The 16,638-nt window shown below is 60.1% G+C and carries 15 protein-coding genes and 7 pseudogenes; 11 read left to right on the top strand and 11 right to left on the bottom strand.

Annotated features, from left to right (window positions below; translation table 11 throughout):
• Nucleotides 1-278 precede the first annotated feature (278 nt).
• Both GPJ75_RS27530 and GPJ75_RS27030 read left to right on the top strand, forming a co-directional pair.
• Nucleotides 279-499, top strand: a pseudogene (locus GPJ75_RS27530) (helix-turn-helix domain-containing protein); the annotation flags it as partial.
• A 131-nt stretch (nt 500-630) separates the two neighbouring features.
• Entirely contained in the window at nt 631-1,047 is a 417-nt protein-coding gene (locus GPJ75_RS27030; protein ID WP_163273239.1) for a hypothetical protein, read from the top strand.
• 739 nt (nt 1,048-1,786) lie between these two features.
• On the opposite strand, the gene GPJ75_RS27025 is transcribed toward GPJ75_RS27030, so the two are convergent.
• The 7 genes and pseudogenes from GPJ75_RS27025 to GPJ75_RS26995 all read right to left on the bottom strand — a co-directional run bounded on the left by GPJ75_RS27025 (nt 1,787) and on the right by GPJ75_RS26995 (nt 7,366).
• The gene (locus tag GPJ75_RS27025; protein ID WP_163273237.1) at nt 1,787-1,942 is read right to left on the bottom strand and encodes a hypothetical protein; all 156 of its coding nucleotides are present in this window, start codon (nt 1,940-1,942) and stop codon (nt 1,787-1,789) included.
• A pseudogene (locus GPJ75_RS27020) lies at nt 1,932-2,144 on the bottom strand (transposase); the annotation flags it as partial. The pseudogene GPJ75_RS27020 and the gene GPJ75_RS27025, both read right to left, overlap by 11 nt.
• Nucleotides 2,145-2,351: 207 nt before the next feature.
• Entirely contained in the window at nt 2,352-3,983 is a 1,632-nt protein-coding gene (locus GPJ75_RS27015; protein ID WP_163273235.1) for an amidohydrolase, read from the bottom strand.
• 31 nt (nt 3,984-4,014) lie between these two features.
• Nucleotides 4,015-4,791 (bottom strand): ABC transporter permease, encoded by a 777-nt coding sequence (locus GPJ75_RS27010; protein ID WP_163273233.1) that lies wholly within the window; start codon nt 4,789-4,791, stop codon nt 4,015-4,017.
• Nucleotides 4,784-5,593 (bottom strand): ABC transporter permease, encoded by an 810-nt coding sequence (locus tag GPJ75_RS27005; protein ID WP_163273231.1) that lies wholly within the window; start codon nt 5,591-5,593, stop codon nt 4,784-4,786. The genes GPJ75_RS27010 and GPJ75_RS27005 overlap by 8 nt, the downstream gene beginning before the upstream one ends.
• Nucleotides 5,590-6,585 (bottom strand): ABC transporter substrate-binding protein, encoded by a 996-nt coding sequence (locus GPJ75_RS27000; RefSeq protein WP_163273229.1) that lies wholly within the window; start codon nt 6,583-6,585, stop codon nt 5,590-5,592. Before GPJ75_RS27000 ends, GPJ75_RS27005 begins: the two co-directional genes overlap by 4 nt.
• A 34-nt stretch (nt 6,586-6,619) precedes the next feature.
• Nucleotides 6,620-7,366 (bottom strand): ABC transporter ATP-binding protein, encoded by a 747-nt coding sequence (locus tag GPJ75_RS26995; protein WP_163273227.1) that lies wholly within the window; start codon nt 7,364-7,366, stop codon nt 6,620-6,622.
• Nucleotides 7,367-7,745: 379 nt separating this feature from the next.
• On the opposite strand from GPJ75_RS26995, the gene GPJ75_RS26990 reads away from it, so the two are divergent.
• Nucleotides 7,746-8,654 (top strand): LysR family transcriptional regulator, encoded by a 909-nt coding sequence (locus GPJ75_RS26990; RefSeq protein WP_163273225.1) that lies wholly within the window; start codon nt 7,746-7,748, stop codon nt 8,652-8,654.
• 42 nt (nt 8,655-8,696) lie between these two features.
• On the opposite strand, the pseudogene GPJ75_RS27265 reads toward GPJ75_RS26990, so the two are convergent.
• Nucleotides 8,697-8,792, bottom strand: a pseudogene (locus GPJ75_RS27265) (IS630 family transposase); the annotation flags it as partial.
• Nucleotides 8,793-9,219: 427 nt separating this feature from the next.
• Nucleotides 9,220-9,954 carry a GntR family transcriptional regulator gene (locus tag GPJ75_RS26985; protein WP_163273223.1) on the bottom strand — a complete coding sequence of 245 codons (735 nt, stop codon included), beginning with the start codon at nt 9,952-9,954 and terminating at the stop codon, nt 9,220-9,222.
• A 146-nt stretch (nt 9,955-10,100) separates the two neighbouring features.
• Here GPJ75_RS26985 and GPJ75_RS26980 point away from each other — a divergent pair, with 146 nt between their 5' ends.
• The 7 genes and pseudogenes from GPJ75_RS26980 (at nt 10,101) to GPJ75_RS26950 (ending at nt 15,739) form a co-directional block, all read left to right on the top strand.
• Nucleotides 10,101-11,222 carry a cupin domain-containing protein gene (locus GPJ75_RS26980; protein ID WP_163273221.1) on the top strand — a complete coding sequence of 374 codons (1,122 nt, stop codon included), beginning with the start codon at nt 10,101-10,103 and terminating at the stop codon, nt 11,220-11,222.
• 16 nt (nt 11,223-11,238) lie between these two features.
• The gene (locus tag GPJ75_RS26975) at nt 11,239-12,183 is read left to right on the top strand and encodes a fumarylacetoacetate hydrolase family protein (RefSeq protein ID WP_163273218.1); all 945 of its coding nucleotides are present in this window, start codon (nt 11,239-11,241) and stop codon (nt 12,181-12,183) included.
• A gap of 35 nt (nt 12,184-12,218) precedes the next feature.
• Nucleotides 12,219-12,635, top strand: a complete 417-nt coding sequence (locus GPJ75_RS26970; protein ID WP_343036433.1) for an ABC transporter substrate-binding protein — start codon at nt 12,219-12,221, stop codon at nt 12,633-12,635.
• Nucleotides 12,586-12,861, top strand: a pseudogene (locus GPJ75_RS27525) (ATP-binding cassette domain-containing protein); the annotation flags it as partial. The gene GPJ75_RS26970 and the pseudogene GPJ75_RS27525, both read left to right, overlap by 50 nt.
• Before the next feature lie 2 nt (nt 12,862-12,863).
• Nucleotides 12,864-13,709 (top strand): alpha/beta hydrolase, encoded by an 846-nt coding sequence (locus GPJ75_RS26960; protein ID WP_246249321.1) that lies wholly within the window; start codon nt 12,864-12,866, stop codon nt 13,707-13,709.
• Nucleotides 13,710-13,955: 246 nt separating this feature from the next.
• Nucleotides 13,956-14,984, top strand: a complete 1,029-nt coding sequence (locus GPJ75_RS26955) for a carbon-nitrogen hydrolase family protein (protein ID WP_163273216.1) — start codon at nt 13,956-13,958, stop codon at nt 14,982-14,984.
• Entirely contained in the window at nt 14,981-15,739 is a 759-nt protein-coding gene (locus GPJ75_RS26950; protein ID WP_163273214.1) for a maleate cis-trans isomerase family protein, read from the top strand. The genes GPJ75_RS26955 and GPJ75_RS26950 overlap by 4 nt, the downstream gene beginning before the upstream one ends.
• Nucleotides 15,740-15,824: 85 nt before the next feature.
• Here the strand turns inward: GPJ75_RS26950 and GPJ75_RS27255 are convergent.
• Together GPJ75_RS27255 and GPJ75_RS26940 are read right to left on the bottom strand one after the other, a co-directional pair.
• Nucleotides 15,825-15,946: pseudogene (locus GPJ75_RS27255) on the bottom strand (aldehyde dehydrogenase family protein); the annotation flags it as partial.
• A 408-nt stretch (nt 15,947-16,354) separates the two neighbouring features.
• Nucleotides 16,355-16,474: pseudogene (locus GPJ75_RS26940) on the bottom strand (helix-turn-helix domain-containing protein); the annotation flags it as partial.
• A gap of 86 nt (nt 16,475-16,560) precedes the next feature.
• On the opposite strand from GPJ75_RS26940, the pseudogene GPJ75_RS26935 reads away from it, so the two are divergent.
• A pseudogene (locus GPJ75_RS26935) lies at nt 16,561-16,638 on the top strand (hypothetical protein); the annotation flags it as partial.

The following is a 16,638-nucleotide window of genomic DNA, read 5'->3' as shown; positions in this document are numbered from 1 at the left end:
CGGGGTCCGCATCCGCCGTCGAAACGAGCGCGGACTTTCGCCGGTCTGCATCGAGAAAAACCGCGTAAAGTAAGAGGGTGTTGAGAACGCCAAACGAATATCAGGCAAGATTTCAAAAAGATTGAGAGACCACAAAAAGACTGTCGAGACTTAGGAGAGACGTTCGAAGGCACCGATCGCCTGAGAGAGTTATACCAGCGGCGCTGATTTCTGACTCGTGTGGCCAGATTCCTCCCCGGGCTGATTTGTGATTCCATTGAGACGAAGGAGATTCGCCGATGGGATCAGCAGTTGAATTGCGAACGGACTATTCGGCCTCGGAGCTTCGCCGGTTGGCCCGTGCCCAGGGGACGCTCGGCAGAGCAGCCGGCTGCTTTCGCTGGCGGCGGTGCTTGACGGCATGAGCCGTGCCGATGCCGCCAGGATCGGCGGAATGGACCGCCGGACGCTGCGGGACTGGGTGCATCGTTTCAACTGCGATCCGGAACGCAATCGCGACCGGAGGACCGGTCGTGTACGTCCGGCTAAGATCAAAAGGACCCCGGGCATCGTCGGCCCAACAAGCGCCCCAACCGGCTTCGTTTTGGGACGAACGTTACTTCGCATATAACGGGCATTGCCGCCGGTGCGTTGCCTGCCGGCGGCTATGTTGAACCTGGCCTCTTCCACGTCGAGGATTCAGCCCCCACGCGGCGTATCCACAACCTTGTCGACGCCACGGGCTTGCTGAAGCAGCTCGTCCAGATTGAGGCCGAAAAGACCTTTGCCTACGATCACAGGCGGGAGGGGAAGGACGCCCACGATCTCGTCTATTGCCTCGAGCACGGCGAGGGGGCTGTTGACGGCGCCGTCAGCCGCTTCAAGGAGGCAATGGGCGGCAAGCATGCGGAGGTGATCGGCGCGACGCTCGCGATCCTTTCCAGGCGCTTTTGCGACTCCAACCCCGAGGAACGCTACCTGCGGGAGGGGCCGGTGGCTGTGGCCCAGTTCGAGATCGAGAGTGCCGGCGACGATGCCGACATTCGCGAACGGTGCGCCCTTCGCTAGCGTGCCGTCAACGATGTCATTTCCAAATTTGCTGGCGGACCTAGGCTTTCCGGTCGGCCCGGCTGGCCAACAACAATAAACGCTGGAGGGCATATGGGAAATTCGGGATCACGCTGGCTTCGTTGGGAGCCGCATATTCATGCGCCGGGGGCGGTTCTCAACGACCAGTTCAAAGGCACCGACACCCGTGCGGAGTATCTCGCCCGAATCGAGGCGGCAACGCCCCAATTCCGCGCGCTGGGCGTCACAGCTACTATCTGCTCGACACCGGTGAGGAGATCCGCGCGGCTAAATATCGCGACAATCGTCTGCCTGGTGTCGCTTGGCAGTTAATCGTGAGAGTGCGGTCGTCTTGGTTAGGTTTGGCAGTTAATTGCGAGAAAGGGGTAGCTCAGATTCAAGTTAACTGTAATCGCATCAGCGTGAAGGTCATGAATCCTTTGAATTTCATGCACCATCTTGGGTGAACTCGATGCCGTTACTTTGCCGACACTGCTTCTCACATTAAATGCCAAATGGCCCGGTTTGATTACCGAATTAAATGCGCGTTCTCAAATTAAGTGCACAGCTAACCAACTGAAATCGTTGACAGGCGATTCTCATAATTAACTGCAAAGCGACCGCTCAACGGGTCGCGCTTCAGCGTCTCCTGCACCACCAGCGACAAACCGGGAAATCCCCTTCCTCATGTCGGTGTGGCCCGTTGCCAGCCATACCCGTACGCCACTCGGAACCGGGATCATCGCGAACCCAGAAGCTCGAGAACCCGCCTCAGCACCTCCGTGTCGACGTCGAGATAGACGCGGCCCCGGCGCCCGCCGCCAAGCTCGATCTCGATGATGCCGCTCTTGTACCGGCGCCGAGCCGGAGCTGCCGCAGATTCGTCAGTCGCCACCGGTGCCGCTGGCGCTTGCGGCACGATCTCGACTGGAAGCGGCGGAGGCGTCCGCTGAGGCTCGACACACTCGCAAAGCTGCTTGGCGCCAACGAAACAGCTGGCTGACGTGAATGCCCGCCGCACGCGCCACTTCCGAAATCGTTACGCCCGGCTCGAGGGATTCCGCAACCAGCCGTTCTTTCTCATCGCCCGACCAGCGACGGCGTCTCTCCCGACGTGATCACCTCAACTCTCGGCATCGTCATAGGGCTACTCCTAGGATTATCCCCAGGACTTCCGACGTTCACCCTCAGCCCGCAAGGCGGCCTTCACTGGAGCGATACCGCAATGCTGAGGTGGGGCGTTGAGTTCTGGAGGTGGCCGAGAGCGGGACCCTGAAGGGGCATCCCCGGTGGTTTGCCGGTTGTCAGATCGTCATGGACGGATCCTGAAAGACGATTTTTCCGGACAATATTGTCATTAGGGCCTTTGTGTTGCGGATCTGCTCGCCAGGGACGTCCAGCAGATTCTGGCTCAACACGGCTAGGTCGGCCAGCTTACCGGCTGCGATGGAACCACGATCGTTCTCGACGCCCATGATGCGAGCATTGTTGATCGTGTAAAGCTCCAGCGCCTCGCGTGCCGTGATTGCCTGGTCGGGCCCCAGACAATCGCCCTGAAGCGTATTGCGGGTGACCATCCACCACATGCAGATGAATGGATCGATTGGTAGGATCGGTGCGTCGGTGCCGCCGCCAACGAGAATACCCTCGTCGATCATCCGTCGGATGGGCGTGGACCATTCCGCGCGTTCCCGGCCCCACCATTTTACCTTGTTCGCGCCGAGCAGGACGCTCTGGTCCTGCACTGTTACATGAATACCTCCTTCGCGCATCTTCTCGAAGATAGTCTCGGGCGCATTGTGCATATGCATGACCGTCCAACGAAGGTCGCGGATTGGCACTTCTTCTGCGGCCGCCAGGTAGGAGCGCACGATGGTGTCGATGGCTTCGTCACCGACGCCATGTGTCTGCACCTGCATTCCAGCCTTTGCCACGAGCTTCAGGCATTCGACGAATTCCGGCTCCCCGCCGGGGGGAAGTAGGGAAAGGCCGCGATAGCCCGGTTCGTTCTGCTCGCCCGGCACAATTTGATAAGGCTGGTAGTGCCGCGCACCTTCCACGCCGCCATCGAGCATGAACTTGACGCCGACGTAACGCAGTAGATCGTCGTCGCGGAACCCAGCATAACCGACCCCGACTTCCGTATCCGCAAGGTTGTTGGTGCGGTACATCAGATCGGTGCGCACGGTGATTTCACCGGCCTCGCGTAGGTCCTCGTAAAGACTGATCTGATGAGCATTCAGTCCGGGATCCATCGTGGCAACGATCCCATAGCTATTTAGAAGCGCCATGGCGTCGCGCAGCAGCGCCTTCTCGGTTTCAGCCGGAGGAGGGGAGGGCAGCGCCTTGCGCAACATGTAACACGCCGTCTCCAGCAGCAGACCGGTCGGTCGCCGCGACCCGACCTCGCGCACGATCAGTCCGCCACGCGGGTCGATCGTCTCCTCATCTATCCCGGCGAGGGCCAACGCTTTGGTATTGGCACTGCCGACATGGCCGCCGCGCGGAACGAAGACCGGATTGTCCGGCGCGGCTGCATCCAGCTCGTCCCTGGTCGGCAGGCGGTTTTCTTCAAGCAGGCTTTCGTGCCATCCCATGCGCGCGATGATCCATTCTCCTGGCGGCGTGATAGCGGCCCGCTCCGCGACTGCCTTCTGGACATCGGCGATGGAACGGCATTCGATCAGCGGCACGCGGGGGGCTTCCATAGCCGTGATGTAGAGATGCAGGTGAGAATCGAATAGGCCGGGCACTGCCGTACGGCCGCCGAGGTCGATGATCCGGCTGTCGGCGGTCGCAGTTGACAACACCTCCTCATTCGTCCCCACGGTTTCGAAGCGGCCGTCGCGGATGGAGGCGCCCTGGGCGACCGAGAACGCCTCGTCCACCGTCAGGATGTTGCCGTTTCGTAGGATGGTATGTTGGGAAGAGGTCATGACGCTACTTTCGAAGGTTGGAATTTTCTGCTCATGCGGCGCGGCGGACCGAATATCGCAGCGCCAGCGGGCGCAGCACGAAACGATCTACGGTTCCGAAGATCAGTACGATCGCAAGGCAGCAGGCGAAGACAAGGGTTGCATCGGCCCGGACCTGAGCCTGCATCAAGAGATAGCCGAGGCCGGACTGCGCACCGAAAAGCTCCGATACCAGAGCGATCTTCCACGCGATGCCATAGGCAACGCGCAAGCCCGCCGCCAAAAAAGGCATGACGAGCGGCAGCACAAGCCGGAGCAACAACCGGCGTGACGAGCGGGTGTAGCTACGTCCCATCTCGACCAGTTCAGGATCCACCTGGCGCAGACCTTCCAGCACGTTGATCAGGCAGAAGGGCAATACGATCACCACCTGGATGAAGATCACCGTGCCATTCGAGATCTGAAACCAGATCACGGCGAGGATGGCCCAGCCGACCGAAGGAAAGCTGTTAAGGAAGGTCAGGAGCCGTCTTTCGACCAGCTCTTCCAGGATCGCGAACCGCCGGGTGAGAAGCCCGATGGCGAGCGAAATGATCGTGGCAAGCGCCACCGCGACGCCGACCCGCATGAAACTGATGCCGGCATGGGACATGAGGCGCGGATCGTAGAGGAATTTAAGCAGCCTGGACAGGACCGCTTGCGGGGTTGGCATCACAAAGGCGGGCATGTCTTTGGCGAACCACCACCATGCGAGGATCACCAGCACGACACCACCCTCCGTGACGACGCGCTGGAAGGACGCTTGCCTGGGCGTAAGCAACTTATTCACGGGCAAACCTCCGCTTCAACTGCCTTTGGAGCGGCGAGAAGAACAGAACTTCGGACAGGTAGACGAACAGGATAATGAAGCAGATGATGGCGAAGATCATCTCGGTGTGGAATTCCTGCCTAGCGGAATTGAGCATGTATCCGACGCCCGAATTGCCACCGAAAAGCTCCGCCGTCAGCACCACCTTCCAACCAACACCGAATGCCGTGCGCAAGGTTGCGAACAGGTAGGGCACTAGCATTGGCAGCGTGATCTTGAAGAAAATCAGTATCGGATTGCGCGTCAGGCTTCGTCCCAGCTCGCCGATTTCATCGTCCAGCTCCTCAAGACCGGTGCGAATGTTGATGATCGCGAAAGGGATCAGGATCATGGTGACGGCGAAGATGACCGTGCCGGACGTGACGCCGAACCACATCATCGCCATGAACAGCCAGCCGATTCCGGAAAAGGAATTGAGGAACGGCGTTGCACGATTGTCGATGAAGCCGCTCATCTGCCAGCAGTACTTCGAGACAAGCGCCAGCACGAAGCCGATCACGAAGGACAGCGCGATCGCCGTAAGGACGTGGTAGAGCGAGTAGAAGAGCTGCAGGCGAAGATCGAAATCGACCACGATATCCAGCATTAGGCTGGCCACCAGCTCCGGGCCGGGCACCTGGTAGGCTGGTACGAACAGCGAATAGACCCACCAGGCGCCGACAAAAATAAGTGTCGCGAGGTTCGCCACCCATTTCTGTCGGCTGCGAGAGTTAATCTGCATTCCGGGGGCTCGCCGGCAGTCAGGAACGGCAGCTTGGGTCACTCGCTAATCTGCCCTTCAAAGATGGCGTTTTCCCAGACCGCTTCCTTCGCCGGGAGGTGAGGAACATCGAGAACGCCAAGCGCCGTAGACTGCTCCCATAGCATGTCGATCGCGTCGAGATCGTTCTGGCTGACATAGACGGGAATGCTGGAAAACTCGTTGAACCAGTAGTGGAAGAATTCGGGTTCAATGCCTTCGGCGTCGCCGACAGCGGCGAACACTTCGTCCTGGTTGGCCAGCGCGTAATCCACCGATTCACGGAACATGCGCAGGAATTCCCGATAGGATTGAGGGTCCTCCGCCAACTTGTCACGATAGCCCACCAGAACCGACGTTACCGTCTGCAACCCAAACTTCTCGTTCATAGCCTCGCCGGTCCGGGCGATGGGACGGAACTCGCCGCTCTTTATGGCCTCATAGGCTTGGGCATGGATAAGTGCCGCCGCATCCACATTGTCGGCGGCCAGTGCGGCGGCGAGTGCAGTTTCGGGCAGTTCGACGAAGGTGAAATCGCCGTTTCGTGTATCGACGTCCAGTCCCCAGATCTGGTTGAGTGCAATGCGGATAAGCGTCACGCCGGCGCTGCTAAGCGTATAGACGCCGACCCGCTTGCCGCGTAGGTCCTCCGGTTCTTGAATGCCGCTGTCGGCCTTAACCCAGACATTTGCGCCTTGGCCCGCCTCGTTGGCGCGCTGGCCGATGCCGATGATTTCGAGTGGCAGCCCACGGGCATTAGCGCGGGGGACCGCCATCGCAGCTCCTTCCACAACGTCGAAGGTGCGCGCAGCAATAGCCTGCTGGAGGGCGGCGATGTCGAGCGGTGTGACCTCGACGGTGATTTTGTCGGAGGTGACGATGTCTTGCTTGATCGCATAAAGCGCGGCTTCATGGCTGGGATTGGCCAGATGCGAGAAGGTGATCGTCTTCTGCTGCGCAAAGGCGCCGACAGAGGTAACTACTACAAACGCGGCTGCGAGTGCTAGGCGGATCATGACTGCCTCCTATTGGGTGGTTGTTGTGTCTGTGCTAGATTGCGGCGAAGAGTCGTAGAAGCTCGTCACGTTTTGCAAGCAGCGAGCGGTCGCCCAGAACGTCACGGGGGCGAGGCTCCTCCACCTCTACCACGGCGGCGACACGCGCCGGCTTTGCCGAAAATACCACGATGCGGTCGGCTAGATAGAGTGCTTCATCCATGTCGTGCGTGACGAAGATCACAGTCTTGCCCGACTGCTTCCAAAGCTTGATGAGCTGATCGCGCAGGCGATGGCGCGTGTTCGGATCGAGCGCGGAAAACGGCTCGTCCATCAGGATAATTTCCGGGTTGAGCGCCAAGGCACGCGCAATGGCAACGCGCTGACGCTCGCCGCCGGACAGCATCAGCGGCATCTTGGCCATGTCGTTGCCAAGGCCGACCCGTTCGAGCTGGACGCGAGCGCGTTCCTCGCGCTCGGCCCTCGGCATTTGCGGAATCCGCATCTCGACGCCGAAGGCGGCATTGGCCAGCACGTTGCGCCAGGGCAGCAGGCGCGGTTGCTGAAAGACATAGGCCAGCCTGTCGGTAGCCTCCGCTGGGGCCTGGCCACCGATCCGGACGGCACCTGCCTGAATCGGAAGTAAATCGCCCATTAGCCGCAGCGCGGTGGACTTTCCGCAACCCGACGGACCCAGTAGGCAAAGGAACTCGCCGCTCGCAACATCGAAGGTGATATCGTCATAGATGGCGATGTTGCCAAGATGGAGTGCCACTTCCGAAAAGCTGATGATGGGCTGCACGGCTCTTCTCCGTTTGGGTGGGGGAAGATCGGCAAAAAAAGCACCACTCGACAGCCGATCCGATGGGCTGACCTCCGACACATTCCCCATCTATTTTTGTGTGTTGTCGGGGACGCTAGTCAGGTCCAAAATATATGTAAAGCAGGATTTTCGATAATCCGTCTGCATGACATCGGTCCCTACTGGTAAATCGTTTACCGAAGGACACAGGAGCCGATCCCGCTAGCAGCAGGTAGAGGGCAAAAAAATCCTTTAATTTTAGCAATTAGGGGAAATGAACGGGGAAGTTGGGCGAAAATTCTCTCCTGTGTCATTCGACCAATTTGATTTATCGTCCTGATTTCAGAATGCTAAGTTCCATATTCCGGACGAGGTGAACATGCATGACGATCTGGCCCTGTTGTCACTGGTGATCGAGGCGGGTGGATTTACCAGGGCCAGCGCTTTGAGCGGAATCCCCAAATCACGGTTGAGCCGCAGGATCGACGAGTTGGAAAAGCGCCTTTCGGTCCGCCTGATCGAACGGTCGTCGCGTCATTTCGTACCGACGCCGATCGGACTAGACCTTGCGCGCCGCGGAGAGGCGATCCGCACCGAGGGCGAAAATGCGCTACGCATTATCCAGGAAAGTCATTCTAAGCCGACGGGTACACTTCGGATCGCCTGCCCCGCCATTCTGACCGACCGTGTGATTGCCGATTTCTGTATTGGTTTTTCCACGCGCAATCCGATGGTGACCATTACGCTGGATACGACGGACGGCACCAAGCCACCCGAGATGGACCGTTACGACATCGCGCTGATCGCCTCGCGAGGCGAATTACCGGATTCTGATATGATCGCGCGCAGGGTGCTCAGGTCGGAATATGTGCTGGTTGCATCGGAGGAATGGCTGGAGGCAGCCCCAATCATCGAGGAGCCCGGGGATCTCACCAATCTTTCAGCAATCGGTTGGTGGGAGGAGGACCGCACCTCGCTTTGGCGACTGGTCTCCCTGACGGACGAGGTCACGGAGGTGCCCGTCCGGTTGCGTCTGATTACCAATAGCTTGTCGGTTGCGCACAAATTCGCACTTGCGGGACGCGGAATGACGCGTCTACCGCTGGCTCAATGCCGGGACGATCTGGAGAGGGGGCGGCTGCGCCTCGTCCTGCCGGGTTGGCGCCCGCCGACCGTATCGATCCACGCCATCTATCGCACCCGCCATTCCCTGCAGCTTGCGGGTAGGATGTTCCTGAATGAGCTTGCCGCTCATCTCGCCGATCGTCCTCGGCGGGTTCATGATTAGGTCGGCAATGCGTCTATTGTGGACATGAAACGTTCGACCACGTCCCCTGCGTGCCGCCGCCTGGTGCCGCGACATCCCTTCCTGCTTGACCGCCGCAACAACGCGCTCGCGAAGATCCATCGAATACGGTCGACCCATCCATGCTGGCCTCCTTCCCCAGCCAGCATGTTGATCAGAATTCCCTCCCGAAAGGAATCCACGCCGATTCAGCCTTGCTTCATCCCGCTCTAGTTGGAAATGATTACCGCTTGTTATCGGGGATCGAGCACCTGAGCCCCTCACGTTCGATCAGTATGCGCGCATCGGTGTCCAAGATCTCTTCGACTGAGACGGATGCGACGAAAAAACCGGGTTGTGATGTCGTGACGACCAGCCGTTCCCTTCTGAATGTTGGAGATCTGCGCACGAGTCCCGCCTCCAGCTTCGTCCCAAGGGAGGAGATCGGACGACGGTCGAGGACCTCAACTGCGCCCTATCCGGGACGATCTTTCCCCGGATAGGCGGTCGAGAGCCATGGTCGATGTCGGATACATTGTAAGTGCAGTTGTTCGCGTCCTCCAGCGAATTATCCATGCAGCCCGTCTGTTCCAGTGGTAACCATCGTTCTGGTTGGCTGGTAGCGCGCAGAAAGGGTTTCCCCGGTTCGCTGGTAATGACCGCACAGGAGCGAGATCGCCTTGTCGGTGTCACGCGAGACCGCAGCGTCCATAATCTCCTGATGCTCCTTTGTGAGATCGCGCGAAGGTCGGGCGCGGGCCCCTCCGAGAACCGGGAAACGATAGCGCTCCGTCTCCACGTACAGCTTTTCCGAAAAGTCGAGAAGCCATTTCGAACGGCAGGCGCTGATGAGCGCGTGATGAAAGCGGTGATGCCGCTGTTCCAGCGCCTTCAACTCTTCCATGGGCGGAGCTTCGAGTGTCTCGAGTTTCTTCGCCTTCAAGGACAGCCCATGGAAGGCCGAGATCACCTCGATTTCCCAATCGTCGTCACCAAACTCTATCGCGCGTCGCAATGCTTCCGCCTCGATGTGGATGCGGGTGTCGATGGCATCCCACATCTCGGTGAGCGATAGCGGGGCGACGGTGAAGCCGCGGAGCGCCACCGACATGACAAGACGCTCACCGTGCAATCGGTTCAGCGCTTCGCGCAGGGGCGAGTAGCCGAGGCCGTAGCGCTGCTTGAGGTCTTCGAGTCGAAGCGGGCTGCCCGCCTCCAACATGCCGGTGACGATGTCCCAGCGCAGTTTCTGATAGGCGTTTTCGGTTAGCGTGGTTTCACGCGGGATCTTCTTTGCCGACACAACTCTTTCCCATTCGCAGTGTTTCGCTCTTTTGGCATAGCACGGCTCTGGATGCAATATACGATAAAAACTATGATTTGCGAAAATACATATTTACAGCGAAAATCCTGCTGTTATGGTTCGACCATCGCAAAGTGGAGGTTGAGATGTCGTCAGACAGGGAAAACTACCGCGAGGACGTGGCGGGCCGCGCCAATGTGGAGGATACGCCGGAGCTTCTGGCCTATTACGACGAGCTGGAGGCGCTGGAAGCCGGCGCGTTATGGACCGTCGCCAACAAGATCGAGCCCTGGGAGCCGCTATCTTCTTCCGTGCCAATGATCTGGCGCTATCGCGATCTGCGCGAGCATGTTCTGAGGTCCGTCGAGCTGGTAACACCGGAAAAGGCGGGGCGCCGCGTGATCTATCTAAACAATCCCGGTCGTCGGGATGTGGCCGCCGCCGTGGGCTGGCTCTATTCGGGATTGCAGGTCATGCATCCGGGTGAGGCCGCCTCCGCGCACCGGCATTCGGCCTCTGCGCTGCGCTTCATCATGGAGGGCTCGGGCGCCTATACCATTGTCGACGGTCACAAGATGACGCTCAATGCCAACGACTTCGTGCTGACGCCGAACGGCACCTGGCACGAGCATGGTGTGGAGGAGAGCGGCAGTCCCTGCATCTGGCAGGACGGTCTCGACATTCCGCTCGTCAACACGCTCGAAGCGAACTTCTACGAAGTCCATCCGGATCTGCGGCAGGCTGTCGGCTATGCGGTCGACGACATGACCAAGACCTGGGGCAATCCGGGTTTGACACCGGGCGGCGGCGCCTGGGACAAGGGCTATTCCCCGCTCTACAAATATGAATGGGAGCGCACCTACGAAGCGCTGAAGCGCTATGCCGAAGCGACCGACGGGTCGCCCTATGACGGCGTCATGATGGAATATATCAACCCGGTCAATTCGGGACCCGTCATGCAGACGATCGGCGCCAGCATGCAGATGCTGCGGCCCGGAGAGAAGACAAAGGCGCACCGTCACACGGGCAGCTATCTCTACCAGGTGGCCAAGGGCAAGGGATATTCGGTCATCGGCGGCAAGCGGTTCGATTGGCAGGAACGCGACATTTTGTGCGTGCCGTCCTGGGCCTGGCACGAACACGCCAATTTGTCCGACAGCGACGATGCCTGCCTCTTCTGTTTCAACGACCTACCGGTGATGCGTTCGCTCGGTCTCTACCGCGAAGAAGCGCTGGCCGACAATGGCGGTCACCAACCACAAGACTGATCAAGGAAATATCTGAATGCGACTGGTTACCTACAGGGCCTCGGTCGAGGCGCCCGCGCGCCTTGGCGTGATCGAGGATGATAGCATTGTCGATGTGGAAGCGCTCGGCATTGCCTTCGGTAAGGATTTCCCGCACTCCATGCTGGAACTAATCGACCTTGGCCCGGACGGCCTGGCGGCGCTGAAGCGGCTTCTGGACGATGCGCGCGGCGTATGGCCGGTGCGCACCACCGTGCCGCTCGTCAATGTGCGATTGCTCGCGCCCATCCCACGGCCGCGCAAGAACATCTTCGGCATCGGCCTCAACTATGTCGAGCACGTGGAGGAATCGAGCCGCACGCTCGACACGTCGAAGGACCTTCCCGCGGAACCGGTCATTTTCAGCAAGCCGCCCATGGCGGTGATCGGTCCGGACGATGCCATCGAGCACAACGCCTCCATCACGCAGCAGCTCGATTGGGAAGTGGAACTCGCCGTCGTCATGGGGCGCAAGGCCACCAGAGTGAGCGAAGAAGACGCTTCATCCTACGTGTTCGGCTACAGCGTCATGATCGATGTCAGCGCGCGTGACAATCGCCGTGCCGGCCAGTGGATCTACTCCAAGGGGCAGGACAGTTTCGCGCCATTCGGTCCCTGCATTGTCACCGCCGATGAGGTCGGGGATCCGCACGATCTGGACCTTTGGCTCACCGTCAATGGCGAGCGCAAGCAGGGATCGAACACCAAGCACATGCTCTTCAAGATCCCGACGCTGATCTCCGACATCTCGGCCGCCATCACGCTCGATCCCGGCGACATCATCGCCACCGGTACGCCCGAAGGCGTCGGCGCGGGCCGCGACCCGCAGGAATGGCTGTGGCCCGGCGATGTGGTGGAAGCTTGCGTCGAGGGCATCGGCACGATCCGCCATCCGGTGGTGGCTGTCGGCAATGATTTCTCGCGTCAGCGCAAGGCCGGCTGATCCGGCTTCACGAGCGCAATCCAAGGGAGCAGAACATGACAATGGGACTTAACGGCAAGGCCATGCGGACCGGTCTTCTGGCCACCGCGCTTGGAATGGTCATGGTCGCCCAGGCGGCCGCGGAGGATCTGCGCATCGGCTTCATCACCACCCTGTCGACACCGGCCGGCTATATCGGCGAGGACATCCGCGATGCCTTCATGCTGGCCATCGGCGAAGACGGCAAGCTGGGTGACACCCCCGTGGTGCTCGAGGTCGAGGACGATGGCCTGAAGCCGGCCAATGCCAAGCAGTCGGCCGACCGGCTGGTGCAATCAGGTGTCAAGCTGTTCACGGGCGTGAATTTCTCCAACGTGCTTGCTGCCGTGCAGCCCACAGTCATGAAGTCCGGCGGCTTCTACGGCCGTCGGCCGGGCGCTTTTGACCAACCCGGCGCTCCTGATCCTCGATGAGGCGACGGAAGGGCTCGCCCCGCTGATCCGCGCCGACATCTGGGCGACCCTGCGTCAGTAGAAGGAACTCGGCCAGTCGATCCTCGTGGTCGACAAGAACCTCAAGGAAATGGCCCCGCTCGTCGACCGGCATCACATCGTCGAAAAGGGCAGGGTGGTTTGGCAGGGCTCGCCGGAAGAGCTCTCCGCCAACGAAGACCTCGCGCATCGCTATCTGGGGGTATGAGCATGGATGTCCCATCGCCACTCTATCGGGGCATGGACCGGGCCACGCTGGAGCGCGAATACAACGCGCGTGAAAGCATTGCCTCTTTCGATGCCGAACATGCCCGCTATGTGGTCGAAAGCGAGCGCGTCAAGCAGAATCTCGCAGCCGTGCGCGACATCGTCTACGACCTGTGGAGCGACGAGAGGCTCGATCTTTACAGGGCCGGCGGCGGCAGCCCGGTCTTTCTATGGATTCACGGCGGTTACTGGCGCAGCGGTTCCAAGGAGGACAACGCCTTTGCCGCCGGCGGCCTGACCGCGCACGGGATATCGGTCGCCGTGATGAACTGCACTCTCGCGCCCGAAGCCGGCATAGACGAAATGGTGCGGCAGGTGCGCAGCGCCGTCGCTTGGCTGAAGCGGAACGGAGCGAAACATGGTCTCGATGTGCACCGGATACATGCCGGCGACTGGCTCGAAACGTTCGGCCTGCCCGAGGATACGCTTGGCACCGTGCTGGCCCTGAGCGGACTGCACGAGCTGGAGCCCTTGCAGCACACGCAGGTGAATGGCTGGATGCATTTTGATGCGGCATCGATTGCCGAGAACTCGCCCATCCGGCGGATCCCCGAAAGAACCGGGGCGCGGTTGATCGCCTCCGTTGGCGGGCTAGAGAGAGGCGAATTCATCCGCCAGACGCTGGATTACGCAGCGGCTTGGCGAAAAGCCGGACATGCGACCCAGGTGATCGACATGCCGTCGCACAATCATTTCGACATTGCGCTCAGTCTTTGCGAGCCCGATGGCGTTCTGGTCCGGGCCCTACACGCCTCGATTGCCCGAGATGCCGAAGGAGAAACGTTCTGATACCCTTTAAGGCAGCCTTCGCGCAGGCGGCATCCAATCCTGCCGATGTCTTGGCTTTGGCGCAGAACTTTGGCGCTACCAGAATGTTCGCGATCATGTGCTGGGCTCAGTCGATCTCGTCACGCCCGAGGCGGGTGTCGGCGGGATCGGGACGCTCAGAAATCTGGTCGTGGCGGACTAGGCGCCGCCACCGGCATTGCCCCGTCACGTTTCCATCCCACCGGTCTTTCAAGCAAGGAGTGGTTTATGCTCGACCTGCCGAAATTCAAAGCCGCCGCCGTTCAGGCCGCACCAGTCTTTTTGGATACCGACGCCACCGTTGAAAAGGTCTGTGACCTAGTCGGTGAGGCGGCCGGCAAGGGGGCCGGGCTCGTGGCCTTTCCTGAGGTCTTCGTCGCCGGCTATCCGTACTGGAACTGGGTGATGAACCCCATAGAGGGCAGCCCCTGGTTCGAGAAGCTAGCGCGTTCGGCCATCGAGGTTCCGGGGCCAGAAATCACCAAAATCGCGCAGGCGGCCGCGCGCCACAAGGTCAACGTGGTGGTCGGCGTCAACGAGCGCAGTCCTTACGGTATCGGCACGATCTACAACACGCTGGTGACGATCGCTGACGACGGGCGCATCCTCGGGCGGCATCGAAAGCTGGTGCCGACCTGGGCCGAAAAGCTGACATGGACGCCCGGCGACGCCTCGGCTCTTAGAGTGCACGAGACCAGCATTGGCCGGCTCGGCGCACTCGCCTGCGGAGAGAATACGAATACCTTGGCGCGCTTCGCGCTGCTTGCGCAGGGGGAACTGGTCCATGTCGCGAGCTACATCGCGCTGCCGGTCGCACCACCGGACTACGACATGGCGGATGCCATCAAAGTACGCGCCGCCGCCCACAGTTTTGAGGGCAAGGTCTTCACGATCGTATCGTGCTCGACCATTTCGCAGGAGATTGTCGAAGCCGTAAGCGCGTTGCATCCTCAGGCGCGCGAGTTGCTGGCACGTCGCAATAGCGCGTTCTCCGGCATCCTCGGACCGGACGGTCGGGTCATCGGAGAATCACTGATCGATGACGAGGGCATCATCTATGCCGACATTGACCTATCGCGCTGCATCCAACCACGGCAGATGCATGATATCACCGGGCACTACAATCGCTTTGACGTCTTCGATCTGCGCGTGAACCGCAGAGCTCATCAGCCCGCGCACTTTGACGACGCGGACGCGGAAGGCAGTTCAGCCATTTCTGATATGGCCACCGAAACCGTTCAGGAGTCTGAGCAATGAGCGAGTTTCGCACCTATCGGATCGGCCAGATTGTTCCGTCCTCGAATACGACCATGGAAACGGAGGTTCCGGCGGTGCTCCGCGCCCGCGAGGCTATCGAACCGGAACGCTTCACCTTCCATTCCAGTCGCATGCGTATGAAGAAGGTGACGAAGGAAGAACTTGCGGCGATGGATGCTGACAGCGACCGTTGTGCCCTGGAGCTTTCCGACGCGCGGATTGACGTTCTGGGCTATGCGTGCCTGGTTGCGATCATGAGCATGGGCCGGGGTTACCACCGCCTGTCCGAGGAGCGTCTGCACAGGAGGACGGTGGAGAATGGTGCTCCCGCACCAGTCGTCACCAGTGCCGGTGCCCTTGTCGACGGTCTGAACGCAATCGGTGCTAAGACGGTCTCGATCCTCGCACCTTACATGAAGCCCCTGACGCAGTTGGTCATCGACTATATCGAGAACGAAGGGATCGAGGTGGTTGACAGCATCTCTCTAGAGATGCCTGATAACCTCGAAGTGGGCCGCCAGGATCCGCTCGCGCCGGCCGAGATCACCAAGCGGCTCAAGACTGCCGGCACGGATGCGATCATCGCGTCCGCCTGTGTCCAGATGCCGTCGCTCGCTTCTATCCAGATCATCGAGGATCGTACCGGATTGCCGGTGATCTCCTCGTCTGTGGCGACGACATACATGATGCTGAAGCATCTCGGTCTGAAACGTGCGGTACCGGGCTTCGGCACGCTGCTCTCCGGACGCCATTGAGCGGCTGGATTTCCGATGCTGGCAGGGAGGATCGGTTGGCACTCGGTGAGGCGCGAATAGAATCGCTGATCGAGAGGGGCGGACACACCGACAGGCAGACGTATTTGAGTTCCAGGAAATCCTCGAGCTCATATTTCGACCCTTCGCGCCCCAAGCCAGACTGTTTTGTGCCGCCGAACGGGTCTCGGCAGTAGAGACCAGGCCTGTCGTTGTGTCCATTTGCGCTTCGCGTTCCTTTTGCGGATGTGGTGCGAGGACGGGCGGCACACCGAGCCGCTGGCACGAGCTGGACATGGTGTTAGTCCGGGTGGAGGACGAAGAAGGCCATGTCGGTTGAGGCGAAATCCTTTGCCTACCTACGTCTGCCTCGAACCGGTGTGCGCGGCCGTCGACCGCATGATTGTCAGGACGGCGCCGGCCCTCTAGAGTGGTACCATCATGCCTCGTAGCTCCGTGAGCCAATATCATACCTCCGCGTTGGCCCAAGCACGCTCACGTCGACTTTTGGTGTTTGATCTGAAATCACGTCGGCGAGTATCCGAGCGGAGCCGCACGCGATGGTCCATCCGAGCGTTCCGTGCCCTGTGTTGAGATAAAGCCCCTCCGGACGCACCGGATAGTCGAGCGATGACGGCCGAGCTTCTCGGCGATCATGTCGACACCGACGCCGGCTTGGCGCCAGCGCTCGATCTTGCGTCGTTCGTCGAGATCAATCTGCGAGTAGGTGCGTTTCATCTGCGGGTCCTTGCGTGCGACAAGCCATTGGTATCGCTGCAAATCGCACTTCAAGGTAGAATCCACCTGGCTACAGATATGCGGCGGCAAAATTTGCGATCGAGGGCTTCTCGGCGTCATTGTCGCAAGAAGTTGCCCCGCTTGGTATACGGGTCACCGCGATC

The sequence above is a fragment of the Chelativorans alearensis genome, from assembly GCF_010993735.1.
GTDB classification, from domain to species: Bacteria; Pseudomonadota; Alphaproteobacteria; order Rhizobiales; family Rhizobiaceae; genus Chelativorans; species Chelativorans alearense.
Note: the sequence above shows the minus strand (reverse complement) of the source record. Positions and strands in the feature narration are given on the sequence as shown.